Source organism: Microvirga sp. Mcv34 (genome assembly GCF_024519725.1).
Classification (GTDB): Bacteria; Pseudomonadota; Alphaproteobacteria; order Rhizobiales; family Beijerinckiaceae; genus Microvirga.
Window position 1 is genome coordinate 1 of the sequence record NZ_JALJRK010000040.1, and the last position, 17,394, is coordinate 17,394.

19 protein-coding genes and 1 tRNA gene are annotated in these 17,394 nt (G+C 66.1%); 9 read left to right on the forward strand and 11 right to left on the reverse strand.

The genetic code is table 11. The features are described 5' to 3' along the window. Both purH and OC446_RS19240 read right to left on the reverse strand, forming a co-directional pair. A partial coding sequence (purH, locus tag OC446_RS19235) for a bifunctional phosphoribosylaminoimidazolecarboxamide formyltransferase/IMP cyclohydrolase (RefSeq protein ID WP_262030635.1) occupies positions 1-1,467 on the reverse strand: 1,467 nt, incomplete at its 3' end. 86 nt (positions 1,468-1,553) lie between these two features. Continuing rightward, positions 1,554-2,372, reverse strand: a complete 819-nt coding sequence (locus OC446_RS19240; protein WP_262030636.1) for a class I SAM-dependent methyltransferase — start codon at positions 2,370-2,372, stop codon at positions 1,554-1,556. Positions 2,373-2,569: 197 nt separating this feature from the next. On the opposite strand from OC446_RS19240, the gene OC446_RS19245 reads away from it, so the two are divergent. Further along, entirely contained in the window at positions 2,570-3,019 is a 450-nt protein-coding gene (locus OC446_RS19245; RefSeq protein ID WP_262030637.1) for a cupin domain-containing protein, read from the forward strand. Between the two features lie 4 nt (positions 3,020-3,023). Here OC446_RS19245 and OC446_RS19250 read toward each other — a convergent pair whose 3' ends face one another. From OC446_RS19250 to htpX, 3 genes are all read right to left on the reverse strand, one after another. Then, a complete protein-coding gene (locus OC446_RS19250) occupies positions 3,024-4,781 on the reverse strand; it encodes a heparinase II/III family protein (protein WP_262030638.1) in 1,758 nt (585 codons plus the stop codon). A gap of 86 nt (positions 4,782-4,867) precedes the next feature. Further along, entirely contained in the window at positions 4,868-6,181 is a 1,314-nt protein-coding gene (locus tag OC446_RS19255; protein ID WP_262030639.1) for an RsmB/NOP family class I SAM-dependent RNA methyltransferase, read from the reverse strand. Between the two features lie 13 nt (positions 6,182-6,194). Next, complete coding sequence (htpX, locus tag OC446_RS19260; protein ID WP_262030640.1) at positions 6,195-7,145, reverse strand: zinc metalloprotease HtpX; 951 nt, start codon at positions 7,143-7,145, stop codon at positions 6,195-6,197. Positions 7,146-7,244: 99 nt separating this feature from the next. Between htpX and OC446_RS19265 the strand changes: the two genes are divergently transcribed. The 6 genes from OC446_RS19265 (at position 7,245) to OC446_RS19290 (ending at position 11,022) form a co-directional block, all read left to right on the forward strand. After that, positions 7,245-7,475, forward strand: a complete 231-nt coding sequence (locus OC446_RS19265) for a DUF1674 domain-containing protein (RefSeq protein ID WP_262030641.1) — start codon at positions 7,245-7,247, stop codon at positions 7,473-7,475. Positions 7,476-7,576: 101 nt separating this feature from the next. Then, positions 7,577-7,822 carry a type II toxin-antitoxin system CcdA family antitoxin gene (locus OC446_RS19270; RefSeq protein ID WP_262030642.1) on the forward strand — a complete coding sequence of 82 codons (246 nt, stop codon included), beginning with the start codon at positions 7,577-7,579 and terminating at the stop codon, positions 7,820-7,822. Further along, complete coding sequence (locus tag OC446_RS19275) at positions 7,822-8,121, forward strand: CcdB family protein (protein WP_262030643.1); 300 nt, start codon at positions 7,822-7,824, stop codon at positions 8,119-8,121. The genes OC446_RS19270 and OC446_RS19275 overlap by 1 nt, the downstream gene beginning before the upstream one ends. Before the next feature lie 183 nt (positions 8,122-8,304). Further along, positions 8,305-8,715 (forward strand): carboxymuconolactone decarboxylase family protein, encoded by a 411-nt coding sequence (locus tag OC446_RS19280; RefSeq protein ID WP_410055098.1) that lies wholly within the window; start codon positions 8,305-8,307, stop codon positions 8,713-8,715. Further along, positions 8,702-9,580 carry a sigma-70 family RNA polymerase sigma factor gene (locus OC446_RS19285; RefSeq protein WP_262030644.1) on the forward strand — a complete coding sequence of 293 codons (879 nt, stop codon included), beginning with the start codon at positions 8,702-8,704 and terminating at the stop codon, positions 9,578-9,580. The genes OC446_RS19280 and OC446_RS19285 overlap by 14 nt, the downstream gene beginning before the upstream one ends. Before the next feature lie 113 nt (positions 9,581-9,693). After that, complete coding sequence (locus OC446_RS19290) at positions 9,694-11,022, forward strand: class I SAM-dependent methyltransferase (RefSeq protein WP_262030645.1); 1,329 nt, start codon at positions 9,694-9,696, stop codon at positions 11,020-11,022. Here the strand turns inward: OC446_RS19290 and OC446_RS19295 are convergent. The 5 genes from OC446_RS19295 to OC446_RS19315 form a co-directional block, all read right to left on the reverse strand. Further along, entirely contained in the window at positions 10,992-12,650 is a 1,659-nt protein-coding gene (locus OC446_RS19295) for an SDR family oxidoreductase (RefSeq protein WP_262030646.1), read from the reverse strand. The two genes, OC446_RS19290 and OC446_RS19295, sit on opposite strands and share 31 nt — an antisense overlap. Continuing rightward, positions 12,647-13,117 carry a thiol-disulfide oxidoreductase DCC family protein gene (locus OC446_RS19300; protein WP_262030647.1) on the reverse strand — a complete coding sequence of 157 codons (471 nt, stop codon included), beginning with the start codon at positions 13,115-13,117 and terminating at the stop codon, positions 12,647-12,649. The genes OC446_RS19295 and OC446_RS19300 overlap by 4 nt, the downstream gene beginning before the upstream one ends. 114 nt (positions 13,118-13,231) lie before the next feature. After that, a complete protein-coding gene (gene folD, locus OC446_RS19305; RefSeq protein ID WP_262030648.1) occupies positions 13,232-14,137 on the reverse strand; it encodes a bifunctional methylenetetrahydrofolate dehydrogenase/methenyltetrahydrofolate cyclohydrolase FolD in 906 nt (301 codons plus the stop codon). Further along, positions 14,134-14,463 carry a DUF167 family protein gene (locus tag OC446_RS19310; protein WP_262030649.1) on the reverse strand — a complete coding sequence of 110 codons (330 nt, stop codon included), beginning with the start codon at positions 14,461-14,463 and terminating at the stop codon, positions 14,134-14,136. The genes folD and OC446_RS19310 overlap by 4 nt, the downstream gene beginning before the upstream one ends. Positions 14,464-14,476: 13 nt before the next feature. Beyond that, entirely contained in the window at positions 14,477-14,767 is a 291-nt protein-coding gene (locus OC446_RS19315; RefSeq protein WP_009493530.1) for a YggT family protein, read from the reverse strand. Positions 14,768-14,950: 183 nt separating this feature from the next. On the opposite strand from OC446_RS19315, the gene OC446_RS19320 reads away from it, so the two are divergent. Then, positions 14,951-15,026, forward strand: a tRNA-Ala gene (locus tag OC446_RS19320). A 623-nt stretch (positions 15,027-15,649) separates the two neighbouring features. Next, positions 15,650-16,777, forward strand: a complete 1,128-nt coding sequence (locus tag OC446_RS19325; protein ID WP_262030650.1) for a calcium-binding protein — start codon at positions 15,650-15,652, stop codon at positions 16,775-16,777. A 187-nt stretch (positions 16,778-16,964) separates the two neighbouring features. On the opposite strand, the gene OC446_RS19330 is transcribed toward OC446_RS19325, so the two are convergent. Next, positions 16,965-17,273, reverse strand: a complete 309-nt coding sequence (locus OC446_RS19330; protein ID WP_262030651.1) for a hypothetical protein — start codon at positions 17,271-17,273, stop codon at positions 16,965-16,967. Positions 17,274-17,394: the final 121 nt, after the last annotated feature.

The window sequence follows — 17,394 nt, forward strand, 5'->3', positions numbered from 1 at the left end:
GGCGGCCAGAAGGCCGTCCGCGAAGGGGAAGAAGGCATCGGAGGCGACCACCGAACCCTTCGCGAGGGTCTCAGGGAGGCCTGCGGCCTTGGCCGCCTCGGCGGCCTTCCAGGCGGCGATGCGGGAGGAATCGACCCGGCTCATCTGGCCGGCGCCGACACCGACGGTCGCCAGGTCCCTGGCATAGACGATGGCGTTCGACTTCACATGCTTGGCGACACGGAAGGCGAAGCGCAGGTCCTCCAGCTCCCGGTCCGTGGGGGCGCGCTTCGTGACCACCTTCAGGTCCATGGAATCGACCACCGCGTTGTCCCGGTTCTGGGCCAGGAAGCCGCCCGCGACCGTGCGCAGGGTCAGGCCCTCCTGGCGCGGATCGGGCAGGCCGCCGGCGAGCAGCAGGCGCAGGTTCTTCTTGGCCGCCACGATGGCGATGGCCTCCTCGGTCGCGTCGGGCGCGATGATCACCTCGGTGAAGATCTCGGTGATGGCCTTCGCAGCCTCCGCGTCGAGCGGACGGTTCATGGCCACGATGCCGCCGAAGGCCGAAACCGGATCGCAGCGCAGGGCCTTCTCGTAAGCCTCGCGCAGGGACGCGCCCTCTGCGACGCCGCAGGGATTGGCATGCTTCACGATGACGATGGCGGCGGAGCGCTCAGGAAGGAACTCGGCCACGGCCTCGTAGGCGGCATCGGTGTCGTTGATGTTGTTGTAGGAGAGCTGCTTGCCCTGCACCTGCCGGGCGGTGGCGACGCCGGGGCGCTGTTCCGGCGTGCGGTAGAAAGCGGCGTTCTGGTGCGGGTTCTCGCCGTAGCGCAGCACCTCGGCAATGGAGCCGCCGAGCGCCCGGAAGGGCGGGGTCGCCTCGCCGATCTCGGCGGCGAACCAGTTGGAGATCGCCGCATCGTAGGCGGCCGTGCGGGCATAGGCCTTCTGGGCGAGGCGGCGGCGCAGGGTCAGGGTGACGGAGCCGGCATGCCGAGCGAGATCGTCGAGCACGGCAGCGTAATCGGCACCGTCCACCACCACGGCCACGTCGCCGTGGTTCTTGGCCGCCGCGCGGATCATCGCCGGACCGCCGATGTCGATGTTCTCGATGCAATCGTCATAGGGCTTGCCGGCCGCGACCGTCGCCTCGAACGGGTAGAGGTTCACCACCAGGAGGTCGATGGGCTGGATGCCGTGGGCGAGCATGGCCGCCTGATGCTCGGGATTCTCACGGATGCCGAGCAGGCCGCCATGGACCGACGGATGCAGCGTCTTCACGCGCCCGTCCATCATCTCGGGGAAGCCCGTGACCTCGCTCACGTCCTTCACGGGCAGGCCCGCCTCGCTCAAGGTCCTGTGCGTGCCGCCGGTGGACACCAGCTCGATGCCCCGCTCGGAGAGCGCGCGGGCGAAGTCCACGAGACCCGTCTTGTCGGATACGGAAAGCAGAGCGCGGGACACGCGCTTCAGGTCGCTCGGCATGGCGGCCGCTCCATTCAAGGGAAAAGATGCGGGCGCGATACCACGGCGGGCCAGGGATGGGAACCTGCCTCACCTGCATGGCCGCCTCACCGCCGATGCCGCTCCGCCGGCACGGTGCCGCGACAGGCCAGGGCGACAGCCGCGAAGGATCGCGGCCCGTCAGGCCTGCCCCCCTCGTAGGCGGCGCGCAGCCCACCCTCGAAGGCCGCGCGATTGTCGTCGTCGAGCCCGGTCACGTATTTGCCGAGCGGCGACTCGCCGGCCGCGATGGGGCTCCAGAAATCCGCGAAGTTCCGGAACTCCATGCGGATCATGAGCGGGATTTCGGCGACGTCGACGAGGCCGCTGTCAGCCCAGAGCGCTTCCATCTGGCCGGGCCTCGTGAGCGGCTTAAAGTAATTTTCGCCGCGGATCGCCGCCGCGGAGGGATCGAGGGCGGCCGCGGTGTCCCAGAACATGCGCTGGACCGGCACGCCGCCAAAGCTGTCCCAGACGGCAGCCGCAACGGTTCCGCCAGCCTTCGTCACCCGGCTCATTTCGCGCAGGGCCTGCTCCGATTCCGGAACGAAATGGAGGACCAGGAGAGCCAGCGTCCGATCGAAGACGCCATCCTCGAACGGCAGGGCGCAGACATCCCCCTGGGCGATAGCGATCCGGGGATCGGCGTTCCGCTCCTTTGCTGCTTCCACATAAACCTCGGAATAATCGATGGCGTCGATGCGGCCGACATCCGCGACCTGGGGCAGCGTGAAGGTCAGGCTGCCCGTGCCGCACCCGACATCGAGCACCCGCTCGCCCGCTTCGAGTCCGGCAAAGTCGAGGAACGGCCGGGCCAGCCTTCGGCTCCAGCGGCCCATGAGCTGTTCATAGGCCTCGGCACTTTTCGCATGGAACTTGGAGGACATGTTCGGCTCCAATCGCTTCGAGGGATCGGAACGCAACGCTGCCGGATCTTAGCAGATCGGCGTGGGACTTTCTCAGTGCTCTTGCGGAGATTACCCGGCGCGGCCGGGACGATCTTACCCCGGATGCCCATTTGCGTGCGCAAACACGGTCCGGTCATGCTGCCGGACCACAAGTGTCAGGCAAACAGGGGACAAGGATGAGCGACCTTGAGAAGGGCATCACGCGGGCTGGCGAAGGATACAGGGGCAAATCCTGGAACATTCTGGGCCAACTGTATTTTCCGAAAGCCTCCTGCGACTCGTCCTTCGCCTTCGAAACCAACAGCGATCCGGGGCAATATGTGCCCGTTCATATCCACCCCACGCAGGACGAGTTCATTCTGGTGCTCGAAGGCGAGCTCGACCTGAAGCTCGATGGCGTCTGGAGCAAGGCGAAGGTGGGCGATCTCGTTCGCATGCCGCGGGGCGTTCCGCATGGCTATTTCAACAAATCCGACACGCCCGCGCGCGCCTTGTTCTGGGTGTCTCCCGCGGGCAGGCTGGAGGCCCTGTTCGACGCCCTGCACGATTTGAACGACATCCCCCGGATTTTGCAGCTCTCCGCCGAGCACGAGGTCGACTTCCTGCCGCCCGAGGCGAACGAGTGAAGGGTCAGATCAGCTCCGCTCCCTGCTCGGCCGGCTGTTCCGCGCTGTAGCTGCGCGCCAGGCGCTCGAAGCGCCAGCGCACGGAGGGCATCTCGCCGGGCTGGACGGTGAGCACGATCTGCTCTGTGCGGCGCATGCCTTCGGCGGTAGCGAGGAACACGCTGTCCTCCAGCTCCGCCTCGACAGGAGCGGCCGAGAACTGCCAGGCCTCGCGGTTGGGCAGGACCAGCATCACCACGCGGCCGTTCTGCGCGCGGCTCGCCTTGATTCCCGGCGCCAGATGGAAGCGGATGACGGCTTGCGCGGTGCCGGCATTGCCCCCCTGGCTCCAGAAATTGTCCTCGCCCTCCAGCACGTTGCCCTTGGGCGCAAGCTGCCAGCGCCGCTCGTGGGTGATGCCGAATCGGGCCTTGTAGCCGTCATGGCTGGCGCCGAGGATCTGAACGTGCTCGCGCTCGCTCCGCTCCGCCGTCACCCGCTCGGGCCCGCTGAGGACCACGGGGCCGACCCGGCGCAGGATCCAAGCCGACATCCGGCGTTGCAGCCAATTGCCCTTCTTGTCGACGATCTGGCACGACGAGACGTCGTCGATGGAGGCGGTGGAATGCGCCACCGTCGAGCGCGAGGCCTGGATGATCGGATCGCCCGCGATGTAGGGCGTCCCGCAATTGACCACGATGCGCTGCGCGGCGCTCGAGAACTCGAAGGACAGGCAGCCGGCGCCCGCATCCTGCGAGAGCGGGCGCGGCGGCGGGGCGCCGACATCGGCCACGAGCAAGGTGCGCCCGGCCTCCAGGCGCTCGTAGCCGGAATGGGGCGCGTGGTGGATCGGCTGGCTGCGCATGTCGTCATAGGTGAGCAGCGTCGCCAGATGGTCGGCGGCCGTCACGCCCATGCCGTTGAAATGGGAGAGCGTGCCGTCCCCGTGCCGGAACAGGCGCACCATCGGGAGCATCCGGTCGACGGCATGGAGCAGGGCGTCGGGCGTATCGACCTCGCGGCTGGCGAACATCTGACGCAAGGGCAGGAGATCGAACAGGAGATCGACCATGATGCGCGGGTTGCGGCTCACATGCCCGCCATCGGCCAGGATCTGCCGTTCGAGCTCGCGGGCGAGCAGGCGGCTCGCGCGGCGCAGGTTGCGGTCGAGGCCCTCGCAGCACAGGCCCGCATAGCAGAGCGCGATGGCCGCCATGAGCTGCTGGAACGGCAGGCAGCCCGCGCGGACCTGGCGCTCCAGGGTGCGCACATGCTGGCCGATGAGCTTCAGGAAGCGCTGATAGAAGGCGTGGTCGGCGCCTTCCAGGATCAACGGCGACTGGCTGATGAAGGACATGAGCCGGCGCGCCGTGATCTCCGGGCAGCAGGCGAGGCGCTTGTCCCCGAGCTTGGAGGTGACGAACTCGTCCACCAGGGAGCGGGCATTGGCCTGGGCGAGCGCCGTGCCGGCCGCGCGCAGGTGGCGCAGCCAGCCGAAGCCGTAGAGGGCTTGGCCCCAGGCCCGGCTCGGCGGCGCGAACGCGAAGGGCGAGCGCCCGCCGGTGGTGATGGCGCGGCCGGAAAAGGCGAAGAAGCCGGAATAGATATCCGTCGCGATGGTGGGATCGGCCGTGCGCAGGTCCTGCGGGGCGAAGAGCAGCCGCGTCGGCACGGGCGCGCTGGAGAGCTTCGACAGGCTCCAGACCGCGCTTTCGCGCACGGCACGGCCTGCCTCGCGTGCGGCAAGCCCGTACAGTCGCCAGCGATCCGGCCCGAATTCCACCCGTGGTGCTCCCCTTGTTCGCTCAAATCTCAGCCAACTTAGGTGAGGAGTTCCTGCTGACCGGTTAACAACAGGTAAGGGATCGTTCACCCTGTTGACGATCCCTTGTGCACAAATCGTGCGACAAAGAAGCCGTCAAGGCCGCTGCGATCGTGTTCCGTAACGGCAAGCTGACTCGGCAGGGTGCGAAGGTCGCCCTGCGGGGTGATGCACTCGGTCAGGCCGCCGATCTCATCGGACGTAATGGGCTTGCGGGTGAATGCGGGATGGCGGGCGAGGAAGGCCTCCGCCTGACGCTCGCCTTCCTCGGCCTCCAGCGAGCAGGTGCAATAGACCAGCCGTCCGCCGGGTTTCAGCAGGGTCGCCGCCTTGTCGAGGAGACGGGCCTGAAGCCCCGAGAGCTTGCGGATATCCTCCTCGCTCTTGGTCCAGGCTACGTCCGGATGGCGCCGGATGGTGCCGGTGGCCGAGCATGGGGCATCGAGCAGGATGGCGTCGAACGGCTCCGCGTCGAGCTTTTCCGCGTCGAGCGCGCGGGTCTCGGCCTTGAGCTTCAGACGGGCCAAATTCTCCTCGAGCCGCTCCAGCCGCTTGGCCGAGCGGTCCACGGCGAGGACTTCGGCGCCCGCGGCGGCGAGCTGCGCGGTCTTGCCGCCGGGCGCGGCGCAGAGATCAGCGATGTGCTCGCCGGGCTTCGCCTGAAGCAGCCGGGCCGGGAGGGCGGCGGCCGCGTCCTGCACCCACCATTCGCCGTCCTCGAAGCCGGGCAGCTCGCGGATGGCGGTGCGCTCCTTGAGCCGGATGCTGCCGGTGGGCAGGAGAACGCCCCCGAGGCGCTCGGCCCAGGCTTCCGGCTCGCCCTTCACCGTCAGGTCGACGGAGGCGAGCGACCGATGCGCCTCGGCGATCCTGGTCGCCAGCGGCTCGCCATACTGGGTGATCCAGCGCTCCTCCAGCCAGGTGGGCGTGTCGAGCCAAGGATCGTTCTCGGCCAGGATCTGCTCGCGCTCGCGAGCGACGCGGCGCAGGACGGCGTTGATGAAGCCGCCGGCGTGATGGAGCTTGGGGTCGCCCTGGGCGAGTTCCACGGCACTGTCGACCGCCGCATGGTCCGGCACGTCGAGGAACAGGATCTGCGCCGCCCCGATGGCGAGGAGATGCATCAGGCGCTCGTCCTTGGGCGGCTTGTTGAGCCGCTCGCGCAACGCGTGCCCGAGGGTGCCGAGGCGCCGGAAGGTCACGATGGCGATGGCCCGGGCCAGCGCCTCGTCGCGGGCGGAGAGGTTTTCCGCCCGTGACAGCTCCTCCATGACGTCGTCGAGCGGCACGCGCCGCTTCAGGGTCTCGGTCACCGCCATCCAGGCCAGGCGGCGGGGCCCGAGGCCCGCCTGTTCGCTCATTTGATCCAAAATCTTAACCCCAAGGCCCGCGGCGGGTGCCGGTCGGGCTGCCGCCAGGGCCCCTGACGGAACCCCACGGGCTTGATGAACTCTGCGCGAAGAAGCCGGGAGGCTCAGCCGACGCACCCATCTCCTGCGCCAAAGCGTGCAGGGCCGCAATCCGGTTTTCCGTCGCGGGATGGGTCGAGAACAGGTTGTCCACCCCTTGGCCCGAGAGCGGGTTGATGATGAAGAGCGATGCGGTGGCGGGACGGCTCTCCGCGTCGGGGTTCGGGATCTGCGCCACGCCGCCGGCGATGCGGGCCAGCGCCGAGGCGAGCGACAGCGGCTGGCCGCAGATCTGGGCGCCCATCCGGTCGGCGTCGTATTCCCGCGAGCGGCTGATCGCCATCTGGATGATCATGGCGGCGAGCGGCGCCAGGAGGGCCGTGGCCAGCATCACGATGGGGTTCGGCCGGTTGTCGCCCCGGCCGCCGAAGAGGAAGCCGAACTGCGCCAGGGTCGCGATGGCGCCGGCGATGGTGGCGCTCACGGTCATGATGAGCGTGTCGCGGTTCTTGATATGGGCCAATTCGTGCGCCATCACGCCCGCCACCTCGTCATGGGAGAGCATCTGGAGGAGGCCCGTGGTGGCGGCCACCGCCGCGTTCTCCGGGTTGCGCCCGGTGGCGAAGGCGTTGGGCTGCGGATTGTCGATGAGATAGACCCGCGGCATGGGCAGGCCGGCGCGCTGGCTGAGATCGCGCACCATCCGGACCAGTTCCGGCGCGGTGCGCTCATCCACCTCGACGGCGTGATGGGCCGCGAGCGCCAGCCGGTCCGAGTTCCAATAGGCGAAGAGGTTGGTCGCCAGGCCGAACCCAAGGGCGATCATCATGCCGGTGCCGCCGCCCAGGAAATAGCCGACGACGCCGAACAGGGCCATCAGGCCCGCCAGCAGCATTCCGGTCTTGACGGTGTTCATCGGGGTCTCCACCTCGGGGTCAACGCAAAATCCATGTTGAACCCTATGTGGGAACGGTCCAGCTCCCTCCCAAGAGGATAATCTGGCATAAGGCCTGTCATGAGCACGAACGACAACATCCCTCAGTCCCCACCCGCCGAAGGCGCGGCCCCCGGCAAGAACCTCTCCCCCGCCGCCCGGCGGGCCCTGGAAGAGGCCGCCCAACGCCGCCTCGACATCGATGCCCGCGCGGCCGAGATCGCGAAGCAGAAGGAACTCCAGGGCCGCGGCGGCCTCGAGCCCGTCCGCTACGAGGACTGGGAAGTGAAGGGCATCGCGAGCGATTTTTGAGACCATGGTCTCTTCGGGTTTGTAGAGTTGACGCAGGAGTCGGCTTTACGCGCACCTCATATGCGCATAGACTATGTGCATATGTTTTTGGAGATGGTGCAATGCCAAAGCTTTCTGGAGCAGCGCGGGAGCGGCGTCCGACCAATGTCACCCTTCCAGTCGAGCTCGTGGCTGAGGCCAAAGCGCTGAACATAAACCTGTCCCAAGCCTGCGAAAGCGGCTTGGCCCGTTCGGTGGCGGAGGCTCGGAAAGCCCGCTGGCGGGAGGACAACAGGGACGCCATCGACACCTACAACGGAATGATCGAACAGGACGGCTTGCCCCTGGACGAGTTCCGGCAGTTCTGATGAGCCAATTCGACGTCTTCGCCGGCGTCGGCCGCTCGAACCGGCTCGTGGTCGACCTGCAATCGGACATCCTGGCGCCCATCGCCACCCGCATCGTCGCGCCGCTCTTTCCCAGGAGCGAAGCGCCGGTCCTCACCGAACTGACCCCGTTGGTACGTCTCGACGGACGCGAGCTCGTCGTGATGATCCCGCTCCTGGCATCCATTCCTGTCCGCGAGTTGCAGCACCCCGTCGGCTCCCTCGCGGCCGATCAAGACACCATCAAGCGAGCGCTTGATCTCCTGTTCCTCGGCTTTTGAGCATTTTGGGGAGATCCGTCGGCGCCGCGTCGAACCCGGAGAGCTGAAAAAATTTCGGCCTCATGTCACATTCGGCATCGCCGCCTCGTCTTGGCATTGTCAGCAACACGAGACACGAGGACCAAGACGATGTTGAAAGCCCGGTTGATGCCCTTCGAAGTCGCTCCCGGCTCCCTGAAACCCATGGTGGAGCTGGAGAAGCTCCTGAAGAACAGCGGGCTGGAGCACAGCCTGATCGAGCTGGTGAAGACCCGCGCCTCGCAGATCAACGGCTGCGCCTTCTGCCTCCACATGCATACCAAGGATGCGCGGGCGAGCGGAGAAACGGAGGAGCGGCTTTATCTCCTCAACGGCTGGCGGGAATCGCCCCTCTACAACGAACGCGAGCGGGCAGCCCTCGCCTGGACCGAGGCCCTGACCCTGGTGGCCGAGACCCATGCTCCGGATGAGGATTATGAGGAGCTCGCCCGTCACTTCACGCCCGCAGAACAGGTCAACCTGACCCTTCTGATCGGCGCGATCAACACCTGGAACCGGCTGGCCATCGGCTTCCGGTCCATCCATCCGGTCGAGGCGGGCCGTGCGGCCGCCTGACGGCGACGCGGCGGACCGGTTCCAGCCCCTCAGGCCGGGGCTGGTCCGCCTCGCCTATCGCATGCTCGGCTCCCTCGCGGAGGCCGAGGACGTGGTGCAGGAGGCCTATATCCGCTGGCACCAGACGGACCGCACCCTGATCCGCGAGCCGGGCGCCTTCCTGTCCAGGACGGTCACGCGGCTGTGCCTCGACATCCTGAAATCGGCGCGGGTCAGGCGCGAGACCTATATCGGGCCCTGGCTGCCCGAGCCGGTCCTGGAAACCGCCGGGGACGAGGACATGAGCGAGGACCTGTCGCTGACCCTGATGATGGCCCTGGAGCGGCTCTCGCCGCTGGAACGCGCAGCCTTTCTCCTGCACGACGTGTTCGGCCTCGGCTTCGAGGAGGTCGCGGCGACCCTCGACCGGGATCCCGCCGCCTGCCGCCAGCTGGCCGCCCGGGCGCGCAGGAACGTGCGCGCCGACCGGCCGCGCTATCCTGTCGACCGGGAGGAAGGCCGCCGGATGACCGATGCCTTCTTCGCCGCCTCGCGCAGCGGCGACCTGACGGCCTTGCAGAATCTCCTGTCGGAGAACGTCGTCGCCTACACGGATGGCGGCGGCGTCCGGAACGCGGCCCTCAACCCGCTCTTCGGCTTCCGCAGGGTATCGGGCCTCTTCATGGGCGTGGCGCGCAAGGATGACGGCCGGCTGCCCCCCGTCCTTTACAACGGGCTGATCAACGGCCTGCCCGGCTTCGTCACGCTCGAGAAGGACGGCATCGTGCAGACCACGACCCTCGAAATCGAGGACGGCCGCATCGTTGGGGTCTATATCGTGCGCAATCCCGAGAAGCTCCGCCACCTGGCCGGCTTGGCGAACTGAACCTCGGTGACTTGGACCTTGGCGAATTAAGCGTTGAAGGAGGGCCGGACCGCGAAAGCACCGGTTGTTCCCGTGCCGCCCTCCCGCTACCTTGCGCTGATAAGGGAGGGCTCATGGCTGGGATGGGCGAGACCGCGCGGCTGGAAATGTTCCGGGATCTGTTAGGCGACGCGCATCGCGCGCTGGACCTCCAGTTCGGCTTCGAATTGTGGGACGGCTCGACGGTCCCGGCCGACCTGCCGTCCTATGCCATGCGCCTGGTCATCCGGCGTGAAAGCGTGATCGCGGCCCTCCTGCGCCGCCCCAATCTCGATACCGCGCTCAACGCCTATGTGGCCGGCCTGCTGGACCTCAAGAACGGCACCATCTTCGATCTCGCCTCCCAGCGTCCGCAGAAGGCCGGCCGGCGCCTGAAGAGCCTGAGCAAGCTCAAGGCGCTGAAAACCGCCTATCACTTCCTGCGCGCTCCCGCCGACATGCCGCGGCCGCTCGCCCGGGTCGAGGACAAGCCGGACTCGCGCGACGGGAATCCTCAGACCAACAAGCAGAACGTCGCCTACCATTACGACGTGTCGAACGCGTTCTACGAGCTCTTCCTCGACCCGGAGATGGTCTATACCTGCGCGTATTTCCAGCCGGACTGGCACGACGACCTCGCCCGCGCGCAGCGGGACAAGCTCGACATGATCTGCCGCAAGCTGCGGCTCAAACCCGGCGAGCGCCTGCTCGACATCGGCTGCGGCTGGGGGGCGCTCATCTGCCATGCGGCGCAGCATTACGGCGTGAAGGCCACAGGCGTGACGCTCGCTGAGGAGCAGGCCGCGCTGGCGCGGGAGAAAGTGCAGCGCTTGGGCCTGCAGGACCGGGTCGAGGTGCTGGTGAAGGACTTCACGCAAATGGGGGGCGAGTTCGACAAGATCTCCTCCATCGGCATGTTCGAACATGTGGGGATCCGGAACCACCCGGCCTATTTCAGCGCCGTGCATCGCCTGCTCAGGCCGCGCGGGCTCTACCTGCACCATACCATCGCGAGACGCGCCAAGAAGAGCGACAGGGCCTTCCGCAGGCTCAAGCCCGAATACAAGGCGCTCACCCGCTACATCTTCCCGGGCGGCGAGCTCGATCACCTCGGCATGTCGGTGGCCAATCTCGAACGCCATGGCTTCGAGGTGCACGACGTGGAGGCCTGGCGCGAGCATTACCAGCGCACGACCCGCCTCTGGTGGGAGAGCCTCAACGCCCGCCGGGCCGAGGCCGAGACGCTCGTCGGGCCGGAAAAGACCCGCATGTGGCTGCTCTACCTCGCCGGCTGCTCGCTCGCCTTCGAGCGCGCGGCCGTGGGTGTGAACCAGACCCTCGTGTCCAAACGCACCCGCGGCCCGTCAGGCCTGCCGCCCTCGCGGGCGGATCTTTATCGCTCGTCAGGCACCAGCCAGCCCTGATAGCGCACGAGCTTCCCGATGAAGGGCAGCGCGATCGCTACGTCGAAGCTGTAGCGGCCATGTTCGTCCACGAAGGCTCGTGCCGGCGTGCGCGGTGCCAGAACCATCGGCAATCTCACAGGACCTATGCGCCAGGCCGCCATGTCGAGCATGAAGCCGGTCTCGTCCGGCGTCATTTCGAGCTCGAAATCGAAGGGACCGAAACGTTCATAAAGGCGTCGGGGCGCAGGGCCGGCTCTAAGCGTGCTGCGAAAGGTCGAGCGTCCGAAGCGACGGATCCAGATTTCCTTGTTGCCGTGCCGTTTTAGGAAGACATCGGCGACCTCATCCGATGCACTTGCAGGAAATCCGAACAGCTTTGCGACGATCCTTGCCGCCCAATGCTCTGCGCCGTCGATCATGGCGCGGCCTGTCAGATGGAGAGGAGCGCTTGTATGAATCTGTCGCACCAGCGGCGGGAGACGTGCGATATCGGGGCCGAGAGCTTTCTCGAACAGGGTTTTGCCTTCAGGCCAGCAGGAAGCCCGCCGCACATCGATCCGGAAGCGGCGGAACTCATTCTCGATCGCATTAAGGGCCAGAAGATCACTCGCGATCCTCGCGCCTCTTGTCATGATGCTGCCATCGAGCAGGCCTCGAATGAGAGCAAGCGCTGGCAGCGTGGGAATGTTCGGCCCGTCACCTGCTTCCGCCACGACGGACCATATGGCCTGGATAGAATGTCCTTCCTGATCTTGTCCCGAAGTCGCTACGCTCATTCCGCCCCGATCTGTGCCGAAAGGCTCTAACCACAATGCGATATTTTGCAGGGCGGATGCTAAGGGGCGAAGAGAACGCAGGAGCTTCAGGCGGATCGGAAGCGCGAACAGCCAAAGACCAAGATGCAGGATGGGCAGCTCAAGGCCTGCGCGGAAAATCACGCTGCGAGTGGACGGATAGCGTGCCGGCAAAATGTCGAGATCCGGCGTCTCGCATAGGGAGAGCCAGCGGGGACCGAGACCAGGCATGTCTTGTCTGATCAGCTCACCCCATCCGGGGCGCATCGTCCAGCGACCACCGAGCCAAACGCGGACGGGCTGTCCGGCATAGGCGAGAATCGCCTCAACCACGGACAGGCCACGCGGCGCGCGATTGCCAGGTGAGATGGCGACCGCAATCGCATCGACCTGCCGCCAATCTTGCGTCAGAACCGCCACCGCCGCACCGGACAACGCAGGCGTTGAGCTTGCCCCCGTCACGGCCAGGATACCTGCTTCAAGCGCGACCTCGTTCAGTGCCGAGAAGCGGGCCACGAAGTCGCGCGCATCCGCCAAATCCACATAGTGGCAGCCCGTCAAGATTGCCGCCCGCGCCAGATGAGGCTCCGCTCCCTGAAACGGGCCCGCAGCATCGACGACACAAAAGGGCTTTACCTTGCGAAGGATTTCGAGCGGTGCATCCCGATCGATCGAGATCATGTCGATCCGCGGATCCCCATAACGGGCTTTGAGGCTTCTAATAAGGTCCGCATGACGTCGCGGATTGCGTCCACCGACCAGCACAGCGACATCCGTGGTGGCGAGCAACCCCTCGACCAGTCTCCGCCCAAACGCGCCCGCCCCACCCACAACAAGAATAGGGGACGTCATGAGACGCCCGTCAGGGCGACCTCATCGAGGCATCGCATCCGCATCTCCTGCGTGGGGCGCAGGCAAACCTCGTCACGCCCGAACCAAGTGTAGCGGTTCCGGGCGACCCGATCATAGAGCGGATTGCGCAAGGACCGCGGGACGATCCGCAGGATGCGCGTCCATGCCCATCCGCGCAGGTGACGGGCGACCATCAGAGCGGCATCGGACTTGAAATAGGCGGTGCCTCCGACGATGGCGACATTGGTTTGCGGCTCATCCGGGTCGATGCCGAAGCTCTCGGCGAGATGCCGGCCTTGCGGTGATTGAATGCGCAGGAAGCGGAAGGTCTCATCCCGCCTGATTACGAACTGGGCCCAGGACGAACAGAGGACGCAAACGCCGTCGATGAGGATCAGACGGTCGTGCCAACCCGGAGCAGGCTGCGGTCTCCAGTCTTTGTATATCTCACGGCAACGAGATCTCATTGCATCTTTGTAGTCTAATTCAAGGGAGCCGGAAAGGGTGGCCGATCACGCTCGGACATCTGACTCGCGGCCTCTCGAACCTCCCGCAGCGATGAGGCCTTAAGAGCATCTCACTCACGGGGTGGCGAAATCCACCGCCGGCATCGGGAGCCCGCGCCGGAGGCAGGCGGCCTCGAGCGTGTTGCGCAGCAGGCACGCGATTGTCATGGGGCCGACGCCGCCCGGCACCGGCGTGATGGCGGATGCGACCTGAGCCGCCTCCGTATAGGCCACGTCGCCGACCACCTTGGTCTTGCCCTCGCCGGCCGCCGGATTCGGGACCCGGTTGATGCCCACGTCGATCACGATGGCGCCGGGCTTGATCCAATCGCCGCGCACTATTTCGGGACGCCCGACGGCGGCCACGAGGAGGTCCGCGTTACGGCACACGTCGGCCAAGTCGCGGGTCTTCGAATGGGCCACCGTCACCGTGCAGCTCTGGGCGATGAGCAGCTGCGCCATGGGCTTGCCGACGATGTTGGAGCGCCCGAGCACCACGGCGTTGAGCCCGGCGAGATCGCGCCGTACGGATTGCGCGAGCAGAAGGCAGCCGAGCGGCGTGCAGGAGACGAGGCCGGGCACGCCGGTCATCAGACGCCCGGCATTGATGGGGTGGAAGCCGTCCACGTCCTTGGCCGGATCGATGGCCTCGATCACCTTCTGCGCGTCGATCTGCTTTGGCAGGGGCAGCTGCACCAGGATGCCGTCCACCGCAGGATCGGCATTGAGCCTTGCGACGAGGTCGAGCAGCTCCGCCTCAGGGGTGGAGGCCGGCAGCTTGTGCTCGAAGGAGCGCATGCCGACCTCGACGGTCTGGCGCGCCTTATTCTTCACATAGAGCTGGCTCGCGGGATCCTCTCCGACGATGACCACCGCGAGGCCGGGGGTGACGCCCTGCGCGGCCAGGGTTCCGACCGCTCCGGCGATGCGGGACCGCAACCCCTCGGCATAGGCTTTTCCGTCGATGATCGTGGCGCTCATGAATGGGTCCGTCCTGTCAATGCGGCGAGGACGGCGGCCAGAGCCTCCCCCTCGCCCGAGATCGAAAAGGTCTTCAGCCGGGCCGTGGCTCCCGCCGCAAGGCTCACGGCCGAGGCCGGAACCTTCAGGGCCTTCGCCAGCAGGCGCCGGACGCCCTCGTTGGCGGCCCCATCCTCCGGCACGGCCCGGACCCGGACCTTCAGCACCCGCCTTCCGTCCGAGAGGACATCGATGCCCTCGATGGCGTCACGCCCGCCCCGGGGCGTCACGCGCACCCAGATGTCGAGCCCATCGGGACGGATGCTCCAGGCCGCACTCGAGGCCAAACCAGGCTCCTTGTCAGAAAGCGATGGGCATCAGGTAGTCGACGATCAGGTTCTGGATGAAAATGATCAGCAGAATCAGGATGATGGGGGAAATGTCCACGCCCCCGAGATTGGGCAGGATGTTCCGGATCGGCCTCAGGGCCGGCTCGGTCACCGCATCGAGGAAATTCCAGATCGACCGGACCACATCGTTGCGGGTGTTGACCACGTTGAAGGCCACCAGCCAGCTCAGGATCGCCGAGGCGACAATGAGATAGGTATAGAGCTGCAGGGCCAGCAGAATGACGTTCAGGAGCGCGCGCATGGGAAACCTGTCGGGGGATCGGCTTCGTTCATGTAGCGATTGAAGCGGGGCTGAACAACCCATAACCGCTTCGGCCGGCGGCCGGATCCCGTCGGAAACCCGTCCCCTGCCCCGCACGGGCCGATTGACAGACCGAAGCCGAGAGGCCTAAAACGTCGCCCACTTGGCTCGATTCAATCGACCGGGGCTGTAGCTCAGATGGGAGAGCGCTGCAATCGCACTGCAGAGGTCAGGGGTTCGAATCCCCTCAGCTCCACCAAGTTCCAAGCCTCTGACATCAATGATGTTTGCCGGCCGAGGCGATCTTCCCTGAGTGGTAGACAAGCGAACCTGCGATCGCGGGATGGGCGTCTGCTGGTCGCGAGACTACTTTCGCTGGATGACACGGGTGGGATGACACGTGGTGAGACGGCTCTCCTGACCGGCATCACCCATCGTCGGCGACCCGGGCAGGCGAGGCATCAGGGGGCTATCATGGCAGCGGCCACGATAGTGGCCGCATAGGCCGACAGGGTGACGAACGGGACGAGCACTGTCGCGACCAAAGCGAGGCCCAGGGACGTCTTGAGGGTTTGCATGGCGAGGCTCCTTTGGATGTCGGCCTCAAGACTGCAGCCAGAAAGCTAACCCGCGGTTAACCTTGACAGGAAAACCGGGCCGGCAGCCCGGCGGGACATTCTCACGGTTCCCGCGCCGAGCCCTTCCCTGCCTCTTGCGCGAGTCCCGGCACGGAGACTGCGCCGTGGTGCCCCCCTTGCCAGAAGCCCTGTCTCCGGATCCTTCGATCATCGTCCATGGAACCGTAAGGCGATCAACGATGTTGATGGTTTCGCCGCCTCTCTCGCGGCCTCGGGTTCGCCGAGTTGTTCAGGGAATCACGTCATGCCCACCGTCATCGCCATTGAAGCAAAGCCGGTCGATTTCGAGAAGGTCGACAGCAACTTTCTCCACCTCTACCTCGTCAAGACCGAGACCGACAACCAGGGCAACGTCATCTCCGAGAAGGTGATCCGGGGCTCCGTCAAGAACAACGATGACCTTCGAACGATTGCCGGCGCCGACCTCGCGTCCTCCCCGGACCGGCGTGGCTCCGACACCCCCGAGGAGCGGCATCGCAAGGTGCTCGATCTCGGTGGGAGGGATGCCAACGAGGTCTGGCAGATCATGGTTCAGCATGCAGCCGATATCGACAAGGCCGGGCTGCGCTACAGCTATGACATTACCAAGAGCCTTCCCGGATATGATCTGAACAGCAACTCCGTCGTTGCCTCCGTGCTTCATTCGGTTGGCCTGGATTTCAGCACGAGCCTCCCGGGCGACGTCAGCCGATCCGAAGTTCCGCTCTATGGCCAGCTCAAGTACATGAACGTGGATGACGCGCTCTTCGGAACGGCGGGCAACGACTGGATCCTGGGTGGTGTCGGAAACGACCGGCTTTACGGTCGGGACGGCAACGACCGCCTCTATGGAGAAGACGGCAACGATCGTCTTCTCGGCGGCAATGGTGACGATGTTCTGAGCGGCGGGAGCGGCAATGACAATCTGGACGGCGGCGCCGGCAACGACCGAATCGATGGCGGGAGCGGGAACGACCGGCTCTATGGCAGCTATGGCGACGACGTCCTGAACGGCGGCAGCGGCAACGACCGCCTCTATGGCGAGTCAGGGGCCGACATTCTTCGCGGCGGCTCGGGCAAGGACGCCTTCGTCTACAACACGGTTCCGAAAAGCTCTGCGGACGTGGACACCATCCGGGACTTCTCGGTGGCCCACGACACGTTTTGGCTGAACAACAAGGCGTTCACGGGCCTGGGGAGCGAACGCCCATTGAAGTCCTCGGCCTTCTGGACGGGAACTGAGGCCCATGATGCGACCGACCGTGTCATCTACGACCGTGCCAACGGCGTCCTCTATTACGACCAGGATGGCACCGGCGCGGCCCAGCAGGTGGTGGTGGCCAAGCTCTCCGCAGGCTTGAAAATGACCCACCTGGACATTCTGGTGACCTAACGCATCGAACGCAGAACCAGTCCGAGACGCATGCGGACGCTCCAGCCGGCTTGAACCCTCGGCTGGGGCGCTGCGCGCTGACCGGCGTGAAGGCTCGCTCGTCCGTTGCCACGGCCTGCGTGCCGGCTCACGCCACATCTCACCCGCCGCATTGAGCCTGAGATCCGGGATCCGCCCGGTATCCCGCTTACGCTCCGCGACTCTCCAGGTAGAGTCTCGCGGCCTTGATGGCGGCGTCACATTGGGTCGAGGTGCCGCCGAGGATGTCTTCGGGCGCGGTGCGTCCGGTCCAGACGTCGAACGTGGCCCTGACGGCCCAGAACGGGTCGGCGACCGCCCGATCGGCCAGCCTCGGCAGGGAAGCCTCCGCGCAGCTGCGCATGTCGGTGATGACGGCCTGAGGGGCGCGGATTTGGGACAGGCGTTCGTTCATCTCCGCCTGAAGCGGATCGACGATCAGCACGCTGACGACGGCAGCCAGGAGTTCCTGAAGCATTCTTCACCTCTGAGCCGGCGGTCGGATCGAAGAGATCCGACATCACGCAAGGGCCGGCACGGCTCGCGTCAGAGGGGCCCGGATCAGGGACGCTCCAGGATTTAAGCATGGCAGACCGGCG